Origin of the sequence: Streptomyces cadmiisoli, from assembly GCF_003261055.1 — a bacterium.
GTDB classification, from domain to species: Bacteria; Actinomycetota; Actinomycetes; order Streptomycetales; family Streptomycetaceae; genus Streptomyces; species Streptomyces cadmiisoli.
In genome coordinates, this window is the sequence record NZ_CP030073.1 from 3,816,181 (window position 1) to 3,828,265 (window position 12,085).

At 72.4% G+C, this 12,085-nt stretch carries 12 protein-coding genes; 6 read left to right on the forward strand and 6 right to left on the reverse strand.

What is annotated here, in order from left to right; all coding sequences use genetic code 11:
* Positions 1-257: 257 nt before the first annotated feature.
* Complete coding sequence (dprE2, locus tag DN051_RS16180; protein ID WP_053760134.1) at positions 258-1,013, forward strand: decaprenylphospho-beta-D-erythro-pentofuranosid-2-ulose 2-reductase; 756 nt, start codon at positions 258-260, stop codon at positions 1,011-1,013.
* A 160-nt stretch (positions 1,014-1,173) separates the two neighbouring features.
* Here the strand turns inward: dprE2 and DN051_RS16185 are convergent, their stop codons facing one another.
* Both DN051_RS16185 and trpS read right to left on the reverse strand, forming a co-directional pair.
* Complete coding sequence (locus DN051_RS16185; protein ID WP_053760071.1) at positions 1,174-1,752, reverse strand: 2'-5' RNA ligase family protein; 579 nt, start codon at positions 1,750-1,752, stop codon at positions 1,174-1,176.
* 205 nt (positions 1,753-1,957) lie between these two features.
* Entirely contained in the window at positions 1,958-2,971 is a 1,014-nt protein-coding gene (gene trpS / locus DN051_RS16190) for a tryptophan--tRNA ligase (RefSeq protein ID WP_053760133.1), read from the reverse strand.
* Between the two features lie 131 nt (positions 2,972-3,102).
* Between trpS and DN051_RS16195 the strand changes: the two genes are divergently transcribed.
* The 3 genes from DN051_RS16195 to DN051_RS16205 all read left to right on the forward strand — a co-directional run bounded on the left by DN051_RS16195 (position 3,103) and on the right by DN051_RS16205 (position 5,404).
* Positions 3,103-3,663 (forward strand): RNA polymerase sigma factor, encoded by a 561-nt coding sequence (locus tag DN051_RS16195; protein WP_112438967.1) that lies wholly within the window; start codon positions 3,103-3,105, stop codon positions 3,661-3,663.
* The gene (locus DN051_RS16200; protein WP_425471774.1) at positions 3,647-4,558 is read left to right on the forward strand and encodes a hypothetical protein; all 912 of its coding nucleotides are present in this window, start codon (positions 3,647-3,649) and stop codon (positions 4,556-4,558) included. The genes DN051_RS16195 and DN051_RS16200 overlap by 17 nt, the downstream gene beginning before the upstream one ends.
* Before the next feature lie 99 nt (positions 4,559-4,657).
* Positions 4,658-5,404 (forward strand): hypothetical protein, encoded by a 747-nt coding sequence (locus tag DN051_RS16205; protein ID WP_246041036.1) that lies wholly within the window; start codon positions 4,658-4,660, stop codon positions 5,402-5,404.
* Between the two features lie 153 nt (positions 5,405-5,557).
* Here DN051_RS16205 and DN051_RS16210 read toward each other — a convergent pair whose 3' ends face one another.
* Positions 5,558-7,009: a glycine hydroxymethyltransferase gene (locus DN051_RS16210; RefSeq protein ID WP_053760068.1), complete on the reverse strand. Its 1,452-nt coding sequence runs from the start codon at positions 7,007-7,009 to the stop codon at positions 5,558-5,560.
* 193 nt (positions 7,010-7,202) lie between these two features.
* Here DN051_RS16210 and rocD point away from each other — a divergent pair, with 193 nt between their 5' ends.
* Positions 7,203-8,456 (forward strand): ornithine--oxo-acid transaminase, encoded by a 1,254-nt coding sequence (gene rocD / locus DN051_RS16215; RefSeq protein WP_425471775.1) that lies wholly within the window; start codon positions 7,203-7,205, stop codon positions 8,454-8,456.
* Between the two features lie 134 nt (positions 8,457-8,590).
* Here the strand turns inward: rocD and DN051_RS16220 are convergent, their stop codons facing one another.
* A complete protein-coding gene (locus DN051_RS16220) occupies positions 8,591-9,775 on the reverse strand; it encodes a glutathionylspermidine synthase family protein (RefSeq protein ID WP_053760066.1) in 1,185 nt (394 codons plus the stop codon).
* Between the two features lie 48 nt (positions 9,776-9,823).
* Entirely contained in the window at positions 9,824-10,174 is a 351-nt protein-coding gene (locus DN051_RS16225) for a hypothetical protein (protein WP_053760065.1), read from the reverse strand.
* Positions 10,175-10,391: 217 nt separating this feature from the next.
* Between DN051_RS16225 and DN051_RS16230 the strand changes: the two genes are divergently transcribed.
* Complete coding sequence (locus DN051_RS16230; RefSeq protein WP_112442305.1) at positions 10,392-11,117, forward strand: isocitrate lyase/PEP mutase family protein; 726 nt, start codon at positions 10,392-10,394, stop codon at positions 11,115-11,117.
* A gap of 13 nt (positions 11,118-11,130) precedes the next feature.
* On the opposite strand, the gene DN051_RS16235 is transcribed toward DN051_RS16230, so the two are convergent.
* Positions 11,131-12,084, reverse strand: coding sequence for an ABC transporter substrate-binding protein (locus DN051_RS16235; RefSeq protein WP_053760064.1), 954 nt, complete (start codon positions 12,082-12,084; stop codon positions 11,131-11,133).
* Position 12,085 lies beyond the last annotated feature (1 nt).

Sequence of the window (12,085 nt, forward strand, 5' to 3'; positions counted from 1 at the left end):
GGTCCGGGGCGTCCGTCGCGTCCGACGGGGCCGGCGTCCCCGCCGGTTCCGCCGATTTCGACGCCCGTTGTCCGAGTGCCCCGGAACCGCATGTCACTGTTCACGTCAACACCGCGGGAATTCCGGCAATATTGGGCGACATCCCATTAATCACCCATTTCGGGGAGGCGGCGAATGTCCCCGAAACCAATGGCCGCCCCGGGCACTACGGTCACCGAAGAGTCCGCCACAGGCCCGCCACCAGGAGTGTGATCGTCGTGAAGGACGCCTCCGGCCTCCCCCAGTCCCTCCTCGTCCTCGGCGGTACGTCCGAGATCGCGCTCGCCACCGCCCGCCGGATGATCGCCCGCCGCACCCGCACCGTCCGGCTGGCCGGCCGGCCCTCACCCGGCCTGGAGCGGGCCGCCGAGGAGCTGCGCGCCCTCGGCGCCGACGTCCGCACCGTCACCTTCGACGCGCTCGACCACGAGTCCCACGAAACGGTCCTCGGCAAGGTATTCGCGGAGGACGACATCGACATGGTGCTGCTCGCCTTCGGCATCCTCGGCGACCAGGCGTACGACGAACGCGAGCCGGCCGGCGCCGTGCGGGTCGCGCAGACCAACTACACGGGCGCCGTGTCGGCGGGCCTGGTCGCCGCCCGCGCCTTGCAGACACAGGGACACGGCTCGCTCGTGGTGCTGTCCGCCGCGGCCGGCGAACGCGCCCGCCGCGGCGACTTCATCTACGGCTCCAGCAAGGCGGGCCTGGACACCTTCACCCAGGGCCTGGGCGACGCGCTGTACGGCACGGGCGCGCACGTGATGGTCGTACGCCCCGGCTCCGTGCGGGCGAGGACGGCCGCCGGTCCGGCCCGCTCACCGCTGTCGACCACCCCCGAAGAGGTCGCGACGGCGATCGAACTCGGCCTGCGCCGGGGCTCGGAGGCGGTGTGGGTGCCGGCGTCGCTGCGCCCGGTCACGACGGTGCTGCGGCACCTGCCGCGCGCGGTGTTCCGGCGCCTGCCGCTCTAGGACCTGTCGTCAAATTCCCGCCTGCCCCGCGACGCCCGGGCCGCCCTTCGGGCAACGACAGCAATGTGACGACAGGCCCTAGCGGCGGCGCCTGGGGGCCGCCCGCCGTGTGTCACGGCTCCTGCCCGCCGCCGGCTTCGGCCGGCCCCGCCGGGCCGGGTCACCGGCTGGGGATGGTGCCCCGCTCCACATGAGCGGCCTGCGGCGGCACCACCGCGCCGCCGAAGGTGAAGTCGCGCAGCTTGCGCCACACGGCGTCGGCCCCTTGCTCGTACAGGCCGAAGCCGGTGCAGGCCCACTCGGCACGGTAGTCGGCGAGCTCGGCGTAGGCGCGGTCCATGGCCTCGTCGGCGATGCCGTGCGCCACGGTGACGTGCGGGTGGTAGGGGAACTGCAGTTCGCGGGCGAGCGGCCCGGACGGGTCACGGACCTGCTGCTGGAGCCCGGCACAGGCCTCGGCGCCTTCGACCACCTGGACGAACACCACCGGTGACAGCGGGCGGAAGGTGCCGGTGCCGGACAGTCGCATCGCGAAGGGGCGCCCGGCCGCCGCGACCGCGCCGAGGTGGGCCTCGATCACGGCCAGGTCCGGTTCGCCGACCTCCGTCGGCGGCAGCAGGGTGACATGCGTGGGGATGCCGTGAGCGGCGGCGTCGCCGAAGCCCGCGCGCCGCTGCTGGAGCAGGCTGCCGTGCGGCTCCGGGACCGCGATCGACACCCCGATCGTTACGGTCCCCACGTCGTCTCCTGTCGTCGTGTCGAGTACGGCTCGTGCGGGCACGGACGGCCGCGGATGCGGCCTGTGGCTATCGACTGTACGGCCACGGAACTGCCCTGGGCAGGCGCAGCCGTAGTGATGTGCAGCGCTGTGCGGTGGTGAGCGCCGAGTGCCGGCCCGGTGTCCGCCCCGTGCCCGGGGCCCGGTGCTCGGCTCGGTGCCCGGCTCAGTGCTTGGCCGGGAGGAAGCCCACCCTGTCGTAGGTCTGCGCCAGCGTCTCCGCGGCGACGACACGTGCCTTCTCCGCGCCCTTGGCGAGGATCGAGTCGAGCGTCTCGGGGTCGTCCAGGTACTGGTTGGTCCGCTCCCGGAACGGCGTCACGAACTCGACCATGACCTCGGCCAGGTCCGTCTTCAGCGCGCCGTAGCCCTTGCCGGCGTACTGCTGCTGGAGTTCCTCGACGGTCGTCCCGGTGAGGGTCGCGTAGATCGTCAGGAGGTTGCTGACGCCCGGCTTGGCCTCGGGGTCGAAGCGGATCACGGTGTCCGTGTCGGTGACCGCGCTCTTGACCTTCTTGGCGGTGGTCCTCGGCTCGTCGAGCAGGTTGATCAGGCCCTTCGGCGTCGACGCCGACTTGCTCATCTTGATCGACGGGTCCTGGAGGTCGTAGATCTTCGCCGTCTCCTTGAGGATGTACGGCTTCGGGACCGTGAACGTCCGGCCGAAGCGGCCGTTGAAGCGCTCGGCGAGGTCCCGGGTGAGCTCGATGTGCTGGCGCTGGTCCTCGCCGACCGGCACCTCGTTGGCCTGGTAGAGCAGGATGTCGGCGACCTGGAGGATCGGGTACGTGAACAGCCCGACGGAGGCGCGGTCGGCACCCTGCTTGGCGGACTTGTCCTTGAACTGGGTCATGCGGGACGCCTCGCCGAAGCCGGTGAGGCAGTTCATGATCCAGGCGAGCTGGGCGTGCTCGGGGACGTGGCTCTGGACGAACAGCGTGCAGCGCTCCGGGTCGAGACCGGCCGCGAGGAGCTGGGCGGCGGCCAGCCTGGTGTTCGCCCGCAGGTCCGCCGGATCCTGCGGGATCGTGATCGCGTGCAGGTCGACGACCATGTAGAACGCGTCGTGCGACTCCTGGAGGGCCACCCACTGGCGCACGGCGCCGAGGTAGTTGCCGAGGTGGAACGAGCCTGCGGTCGGCTGGATTCCGGAGAGCACACGGGGTCGGTCAGAGGCCATGCCCACCATTCTCTCAGGTCCCGGGGACCGGTCCGGAACCGCTTCGGAACGGATGGGAACCGATCGGCCTCCAGCGGTGTAACAAGAGAGTGAGGACGCGGGAGGGGGGCCGCATCGTCGATGAGGCCGCGGTGATCGCACGCGTACGCGCCGGAGAGCCGGAGGCGTACGCGGAGCTGGTGCGGGCCCATACGGGCATCGCCCTGCGGGCGGCCGCGGCACTGGGGGCGGGCGCGGACGCGGAGGACGTGGTGCAGCAGGCCTTCGTCAAGGCGTACTGCGCGCTGGGCCGGTTCAGGGACGGCTCGGCGTTCCGGCCGTGGCTGCTGTCGATCGTGGCGAACGAGACGAGAAACACCGTGCGGACGGCGGCCCGCCAGCGCACCCTCGCCGGGCGCGAGGCGGCCTTGGTCGAGGCCGAGCCGCCGATACCGGAGACGGCGGACCCGGCGGTCGCGACCCTGCACACGGAGCGCCGCGCGGCCCTGCTGAGCGCGCTGGACGAGCTGAGCGAGGAGCACCGGCTGGTCGTCACCTACCGCTATCTGCTGGAGATGGACGAGTCGGAGACCGCCCAGGCGCTGGGCTGGCCACGCGGCACGGTGAAGTCCCGGCTCAATCGCGCGCTGCGCAAGCTGAGCCGGCTGCTGCCGGACTTCGAGCCCGGGGAAGGGGGTGACGAGCGTGCGTGACAGGTCGTACGACGGCGCGGGCGAGCCCCGGCGCGGGCGGGACGGCACCGCGGACTCCGGGCTGCCCGAGGAGCTGCGGGCGCTCGGCCGGTCCCTGGATCCGCCGGGGGCGGACGGGGCGGAGTCGATGGTCGAGCGGGTGCTGGAGCAGCTGCTCGCCGAGCGGGTGCCCGTGCCGGTGCCCGAGCCGCCGGGGTTCGGCGGGCGGCTGCGGGCGGTGCGCCGGTGGGCGCGGGTGCGGTGGCACTCGCTGACGGCCGCGCTGTGCGGGTTGCTGACCGTGCTCGCGCTCACACCCCCGGTGCGCGCCGCGGTCGTCGACTGGTTCGACTTCGGCGGCGTCGAGGTGCGCTACGACCCGTCGGCGGTGCCCTCCGACGGCTCCGGTGCGCCCGGCTGCGGCCGGTCGGTGCCGTCGGCGCAGGCCGCGCGGCGGGCGGGTTTCGAGCCGCTGGTGCCCGGGGCGCTGGGCGAGCCGGACTCGGTGGCGGTGGCCGGCGTGCCGGGCGGGCGGTCCGTGGTGACCCTGTGCTGGCACGAGCGGGGCGGCACGATCCGGCTGGACCAGTACGCGGCGGGCCTGGACATGACCTTCGTGAAGACGGTGCGCGAGCAGCCGCAGTGGCTGACGCTGGACGCCGCCGGGGCGGGGTCGGAACCGGCCCTCTGGTTCGCACGGCCGCACCTGCTGAGCTTCTGGCTGGTGGACGGCGACGGGGACCGCTTCTCCCGGGCGGAGCGGACGGCCGGGCCGACGCTGCTGTGGACGCACGGGACGCCGGACGGCGAGGTGACGCTGCGGCTGGAGGGTGTGGCGGCCCGGGAGCGCGCGGTGGACCTGGCGCGGTCGGTCGGGGAGGGCTCGGGCGGGCCGTCCGAAGTGCCCGGCGAATAGTGCGGGCGAAGTGGGAACCCCGGCGGGCCGGGCGGTGTACCAGGAGTGACACGCGGCTCGCGGACGAGCCGCACGGGGATCGCCCGGTAGGGGGTTCGAATGCGCGGGCACGTGATGTGGTGGAAGGACAGCCGTCGTGAACTGGCGGCGCTGGCGGCGGTGTTGGCGGCGGCGCTGGCGCTGCTGATGGGGAGTGCGCCGGTCGCTTCGGCGGGCGGCCCGACGAGCGTGCTGATCGTCTCTCCGGAGAGCACGCGGACGGCGGCGCTGTACTCCACCGACGAGGAGTACGACCGGTTGCAGCAGCTGCTGGGCGAGCCGTCCACGGCGACGGCGGTCAAGCCGCCCGAGGCCGATCTGTCCCGGGCACGGCTGATCAATGTCACCTGGATGGTGCACGACGTGTCGCCCTGGCGGTACGACCAGGTGTACCCGTCCTCCGAAGACGGCAAGGTCTGGATCCACACGTCGAGGAACCTGCCGGACACGGTGAACGGCGTGTGGCACCGCGCCGAGCGGCCGGCCGAGCTGCGCACGCTGCTCGAGGGGCTGGGCGTGCTGGGTCCGGCCGCCGAGAAGGGGTCCGGCGGGGTTCTCCCTCAGGACGGGCCGTCGCAGGAGTCCGCCGCGGGTGACGGGGCCGGTTCCGGCGCCTCCGGCGGCGAGGCCGCCGCCTCGCCGACCGGCGCTGCCGCCGCGGGGGCGGGCTCGGGATGGTGGTGGGCGCTGCCGGGCGCGGCGGCCGGAGCGGTGCTGGCGCTGGTCCTGCGTCCGTTCGCGGGCCGTGTCCCGCTGGGCCGGCTGCGGCCGGAACCAGGCCCGAGGCAGGAGCTGCGTGACATATGAGTCGCGGAGCGCGGCGCCGGGCTCACCGGCGCCGGGCGCCCGGCGCGCTGCGGAAACACCGCGCGGTGGTCCGGCCGGGGCCGGACCACCGCGGCGGGCGATCACGAGATGAGCTGTCCGGTCTCCGAGCCCGGTGCGGGCCTTTCGTCCGCGTCAGCCGAGGTCGATCTCCGGGTAGAGCGGGAAGCCGGCGACCAGGTCGGTGGCCCGGCGGGAGATCTCGTCCGCGATCTTCGGGTCGAGGATGTGCTGGGCCTTGGACGGTGCGCCCTTGGCGGTGGTGCCGGGCTCGGTGGTGGCCAGCACGCGGTCGATGAGACCGGCGACCTCGTCCATCTCGGCGGTACCGAGGCCGCGCGTGGTCAGGGCGGGGGTGCCGATGCGGATGCCGGAGGTGTACCAGGCGCCGTTGGGGTCGGCCGGGATGGCGTTGCGGTTGGTGACGATGCCCGAGTCCAGCAGGGCGGCCTCGGCCTGGCGGCCGGTGAGGCCGTAGGAGGAGGTGACGTCGATCAGGTTGAGGTGGTTGTCGCTGCCGCCGGTCACCAGGGTCGCGCCGCGGCGCATCAGGCCCTCGGCGAGGGCGCGGGAGTTGTCCACGATGCGCTGGGCGTAGTCCTGGAAGGAGGGCCGGCGCGCCTCGGCGAGGGCGACAGCCTTGGCGGCCATCACGTGCGGGAGCGGGCCGCCGAGGACCATCGGGCAGCCGCGGTCCACCTGGTCCTTGAGGGAGTCGTCGCAGAGCACCATGCCGCCGCGCGGGCCGCGCAGCGACTTGTGGGTGGTGGTCGTGACGATCTGGGCGTGCGGGACCGGGTCGAAGTCACCGGTGAGGACCTTGCCGGCGACGAGCCCGGCGAAGTGCGCCATGTCCACCATGAGCGTGGCACCGACCTCGTCGGCGATCTCGCGCATGATCCGGAAGTTCACCAGACGGGGGTAGGCGGAGTAGCCGGCCACGATGATCAGCGGCTTGAACTCGCGGGCGGTGGCGCGCACGGCCTCGTAGTCGAGGAGGCCGGTGCCGGGGTCGGTGCCGTAGGAGCGCTGATCGAACATCTTGCCGGAGATGTTCGGGCGGAAGCCGTGGGTGAGGTGACCGCCGGCGTCCAGGGACATGCCGAGCATGCGCTGGTTGCCGAAGGCGCGACGCAGCTCGGCCCAGTCGGCCTCGGTGAGGTCGTTGACCTGGCGCGCGCCGGCCTTCTCCAGGAAGGGGGCCTCGACCCGCTGGGCGAGGACGGCCCAGAAAGCGACGAGGTTGGCGTCGATGCCGGAGTGCGGCTGGACGTAGGCGTGGCGGGCGCCGAACAGCTCGCGGGCGTGCTCGGCGGCGAGGGCCTCGACGGTGTCGACGTTGCGGCAGCCGGCGTAGAAGCGGCGGCCGACGGTGCCCTCGGCGTACTTGTCGCTGAACCAGTTGCCCATCGCCAGCAGCGTGGCCGGGGACGCGTAGTTCTCGGACGCGATCAGCTTGAGCATCTCCCGCTGGTCGGCGACCTCCTGCCCGATGGCGTCGGCGACGCGCGGTTCGACGGCACGGATGACGTCGAGGGCGGAACGGAAGGCGGTGGACTCGGTGGAGAGTGGCTGCTGCTCTGACATGTCGGCCTCCGGGCTGCGTGGCTTTCGGCGTGCGCGGTTCACGGTTCGGCCCAGGCGCACGGCACTCGCTCGCCAGGCCCGTGTCCGGGCCTCGGGGGCCGCTCCCCGATGGTCGGTCCCATCCCAGCGCGCCAGTCACGGCCCGCCGGTCAGCCTACCGGGCGCGCCGGACGATCCAGTTCCCACGTCCACCATGCGAGCGACGATAGGAAAGGGGCGAGCCTCATCTCCGGGAGTTGCCGTGACCGCTACGGAAAGCCTCATCGCCGCCGCAGAAGCCCACAGTGCGCCCACGTATCACCCGTTGCCGGTGGTCGTCGCCAGCGCCGACGGGGCGTGGATGACGGACGTGGAGGGCCGGCGCTATCTGGATCTGCTGGCCGGCTATTCGGCGCTGAACTTCGGGCACGGCAACCGGCGGCTGATCGATGCGGCGAAGGCGCAGCTGGAGCGGCTGACGCTGACGTCGCGCGCCTTCCACCACGATCGTTTCGCGGCGTTCTGCACCGAGCTGGCGGAGCTGTGCGGCATGGAGATGGTGCTGCCGATGAACACGGGCGCGGAGGCGGTGGAGTCGGCGGTGAAGACGGCCCGGAAGTGGGGGTACCGGGTCAAGGGCGTGTTCGCGGAGATGGCGAAGATCGTGGTCGCGAGCGGCAACTTCCACGGCCGTACGACGACCGTCATCAGCTTCTCCACCGACCCGGAGGCGCGGGCGGACTTCGGGCCCTACACGCCGGGCTTCGAGATCGTGCCGTACGGGGATCTGGCGGCGATGCGGGAGGCGCTGACCGAGAACACGGTCGCCGTCCTGCTGGAACCCGTTCAGGGCGAGTCGGGGGTGATCGTGCCCCCGGCCGGTTACCTCCCGGCGGTGCGGGAGCTGACCCGGGAGCGGAACATCCTGTTCATCGCCGACGAGATCCAGTCCGGGCTGGGGCGGACGGGGAAGACCTTCGCGTGCGAGCACGAGGGCGTCGTACCGGACGTCTACGTGCTGGGGAAGGCGCTGGGCGGCGGGATCGTGCCCGTGTCGGCGGTGGTGTCGTCGGCCGATGTGCTCGGGGTGTTCCGGCCCGGGGAGCACGGGTCGACGTTCGGCGGGAACCCGCTGGCCTGCGCGGTGGCGCTGGAGGTGATCGCGATGCTGCGTTCGGGTGAGTTCCAGGCGCGGGCCGCGGAGCTCGGCGGGCATCTGCACCGGGAGCTGGCGGCGCTGGTCGGCACCGGGCGGGTGTCGCAGGTGCGCGGGCGGGGGCTGTGGGCGGGCGTGGACATCAACCCGCGGTACGGCACGGGGCGGGAGGTGTCCGAGAAGCTGATGGACCGGGGGGTGCTGGTGAAGGACACCCACGGTTCCACGGTCCGCATCGCGCCGCCACTGGTGATCTCGAAGGAAGACCTGGACTGGGGGCTCGCGCAACTGCGCAATGTGCTGGGCGCTTAGAGCGGGAGCCGGGACGGTCCCACCGGCGCCCGCCTCTCTGTCCGCCCGACCGACCCGCCCGACCGACCGCCCCGACCCGCCCGACAGCCGGTCCACCCGCCCGTCCGTCGCCGGCTACCCGTCCAGCCGTCCCCCTAAAGGATGACGTGCGGCAGGAAGCGGGCGTACTCGTCGGTGATCAGGCCGGCCGATTCGCGGATGCCGAGGCCGGCCGACTCGTCCTCCACGATCCAGGCGCCGAGGACGACATGGTTGCCGTCGAAGTCGGGCAGGGGGGCCAGTTCCTGGTAGCAGCAGGGCTCCTCGCGCGAAACGGGGTCCGCGCCCGGCCGGTGGACGGTCACTCCGGCGCCCTCGCGGCCTAGCAGCGGTTTGGCGACGTAGCCGGTGGTGGTGGCCAGTTCGCGCGGGCCGTCGAGGTGGGCCGGCAGCAGGTTCGGGTGACCGGGGTAGAGCTCCCAGAGGACGGCGAGCAGCGCCTTGTTGCTGAGCAGCATCTTCCAGGCGGGTTCGATCCACAGCGTGGTGCCGGTGCCGCCGCCGTTGTCGAGGGTGTCGAGCACGTGGTCGGCGAAGCGGTCGGTGGTGAGCCACTCCCACGGGTAGAGCTTGAAGCAGCTGCGGATGAACCGGAGGCTGTTGTCGACGAAGCGGCCGGACAGCCGGTCCCAACCGATCTCCTCCATCGAGATCCAGTCCGTGTCGAGCCCGGCCTGTTCCGCGGTCTCCTTGAGGTAGGCGACGGTCATCAGGTCCTCGCCGAGCTCGTCGGCGCTGGAGTGCGCGAAGTACAGGGGGTTGCCGGGCGGCAGCAGGGCGGAGTGCTTGCGCCAGGCGGCGACGAGGCGTTCGTGGAGGGAGTTCCACTGGTCGGCGCCGGGGAAGCGCTCCTCCATCCAGAACCACTGGGGGGAGGCGGCCTCGACCAGGGAGGTGGGTGTGTCGGCGTTGTACTCCAGCAGCTTCGCCGGGCCCGTTCCGTCGTAGCGCAGGTCGAAGCGGCCGTAGACGGAGGGGAGTTCGGCGCGGCGCCGCCAGGCCTCGGCGACCACGCGGGCGATCCGCGGGTCGGTGATGCCGAGGTCGGCGAAGCGGTCGGCGGCGACGATGTGCTCGGCGGCGGCGAGGCACATGCGGTGCAGCTCCTCGACGACGTCCTCCAGCGCCTCGATCTCCGCGAGGGAGAAGACGTAGTAGGCGCTCTCGTCCCAGTAGGGGCGCAGGGAGTCGTCGGGGTAGCGGGTGAGCGGGTAGATCAGCCCCTGTTCCTCGACTGTCTGCTGCCAGCCGGGGCGGGGCTCGATGGTGCGGCGTTCCACGGGGAGGCTTCCTTGCGTGTCGGGCGGAGTCCGTGCGGGGCCGCCCGCTCAGCCGCCGCCGCTGCCGCCGGAGCAGCCGAAGCCGCCGCGGTCGACCGCTTCGCTGCGGCTGAAGGTGCCGTAGTCGGCGTAGCTCCCGCTGACGTCGGCGTCGTAGTACCAGTCGGCGTCGACGGTGGCGCCGCCCGACTTCCGGTTCTTGCCGTACGAGGAGCCCGACGAGGAGGAGTTGCAGTTGTTGTCGGCGACGATCCTGTAGCCGTTGGCGTAGTCGTAGCTGTCGCGGTCGACGCAGCGGCGGTCCGGTTCGGACCCGCAGGAGGTGAGGGCCGCGGCTATGACCCCCATACCGCCGAGCACGACGGTGCTGGAGCGCAGCCGGCGCCGGTTTTCTGCCATGTCCTCGTCTCCCCGTCGACAGTCGTTCCGACGGGTGATCATAGGGGAGGGACTTGAATGTGCGCGATCACGTCAGGCGGGAAGGAACCCTGCTTCCGGGGCGCCGCGCTCCTAGGGTGTGGGGCATGACCACCTACGGCAGCGACACGACGACCGTGCGGTGCGCCCCCGCGCCCGTTTCCCGTCCCGACCGGGCCTCCGCGGGCAGTGCCGCGTGGTGAGCAAGGCGGAGGCGTTCCGCGCCCTGCACCGGCGGCCCGGTCCGGCCGACCCGCTCGTACTGCCCGGTCCGTGGGACGCGGTGAGCGCCCGGATCCTGGCCGAGGCCGGGTTCCCCGCGCTGGCGACCCCGAGCGAGGGAGTGGCCGCCGCTCTCGGGTACGCGGACGGGGCGGTTCCGGCGGACGAGATGTTCGCGGCGGTCGCCCGGATCGCGCGGACCGTGGACGTACCGGTGTCCGCGGACATCGAGAGCGGCTACGGCCTGCCGCCGCGTGAGCTGGTGGAGCGGCTGGTGGAGGCCGGCGTCGTCGGCTGCAACGTCGAGGATTCCGCGGGCGGTGTCCTCAAGGATCCGCGGGCGCATGCCGAGTGGCTCGCCGAGATGCGGGCGGCGGCGGGCGACCGGCTGTTCGTCAACGCGCGGATCGACACGTTCATCCACGGGATCACCGATCCCGAGAAGGCCGTCGAGCGGGCCGTGCTGTACGGCGCGGCGGGCGCCGACTGCGTCTATCCGATCGGCGCGCCCCCACAGGTGCTGCCGGTGCTGCGCTCCGCGATCGAGGGGCCGATCAACGCGTTCGCCGGGCTCGACGGGCCGGACCCCGCCGAGCTCGGCGAACTGGGCGCCACCCGGGTCACCTTCGGCGGGGCCCTCCAGCAGCGCGCCGCGGACACGCTGCGCGGGATCGTGGCGGGCCTGCGGCGTCCCCGGACGTAGCGGTCGCGGCCGGTCAGGGCAGCCACGCGCGCCAGGTGGACTCGTGGCTGTCCACCCACTTCCTGGCCGCCTCCTCGGGGGTCAGCCGCTGCTCGGCGATCATCAGGGAGACCGCGTTCTGGTCCTCGGTCGTCCACCGGAACTTCTTCAGGAAGGCCGCCGCCTCGCCGCCGTCCCGGGCGAAGTCCGCGTTGAGGTACTTCTGCAGCGGGGTGTGCGGATAGGCGCAGGCGACCGCGGCCGGATCGGCGTCGCAGCCCTCCTCGTAGGCGGGGAGCTTCACCTCGGTCATGGGGACCTTCCGGAACAGCCACTGGGGCGAGTACCAGTACGTCAGGAAGGGCTTCTTCTCCTTGGCGAACTGCTTGATCTGGGTGATCTGCGCGGCCTCCGAACCGGCGAACACCACCTGGTAGTCCAGCTTCAGGTTCTTCACCAGTGCCTTGTCGTTGGTGACGTAGGACGGGGAGCCGTCCATCAGCTGGCCCTTGCCGCCGCTCTCCGGGGTGCGGAACTCGTCGGCGTACTTGTCGAGGTTCTTCCAGTCGGTGACGTCGGGGTGCTGCTTCGCGAAGTACGTCGGGACGTACCAGCCGATGTGGCCGGTCACCCCGAGGCCGCCGCCGTTCACGATCGTCTTCTTGTCCTCGACGTACCGCTGCTCCTCCTCGGGGTGTCCCCAGTCCTCCAGGAGCGCGTCGACGCGGCCCTGGCTGAGGGCGTCCCAGGCGGGGACCTCGTCGATCTGGACGGTGTCGACGCGGTAGCCGAGTTCGTGTTCGAGCAGGTACCGGGCCACGGCGACGTTCGCCTGGGCGCCCACCCAGGACTGCACGGACAGGGTCACGCTCTTGGTGCCCTGCGCCCCCGCGAACGGCGAGGCCTGCTGGGTCATGTCGGCGGCACCGCAGCCGGTGGTCAGAGCGAGCAGACCGGCCGCCGCCACTGTGCCCGTACGCGTACGCATG

Excerpts from the sequence above, each read along its gene's own strand:
- trpS (WP_053760133.1), bottom strand. The coding sequence starts at position 2,971 with ATGGCCTCTGACCGACCCCGTGTGCTCTCCGGAATCCAGCCGACCGCA.
- DN051_RS16205 (WP_246041036.1), top strand. The coding sequence starts at position 4,658 with ATGCGCGGGCACGTGATGTGGTGGAAGGACAGCCGTCGTGAACTGGCG.
- DN051_RS16210 (WP_053760068.1), bottom strand. The coding sequence starts at position 7,009 with ATGTCAGAGCAGCAGCCACTCTCCACCGAGTCCACCGCCTTCCGTTCC.
- rocD (WP_425471775.1), top strand. The coding sequence starts at position 7,203 with ATGCGAGCGACGATAGGAAAGGGGCGAGCCTCATCTCCGGGAGTTGCC.
- DN051_RS16225 (WP_053760065.1), bottom strand. The coding sequence starts at position 10,174 with ATGGCAGAAAACCGGCGCCGGCTGCGCTCCAGCACCGTCGTGCTCGGC.
- DN051_RS16235 (WP_053760064.1), bottom strand. The coding sequence starts at position 12,084 with ATGCGTACGCGTACGGGCACAGTGGCGGCGGCCGGTCTGCTCGCTCTG.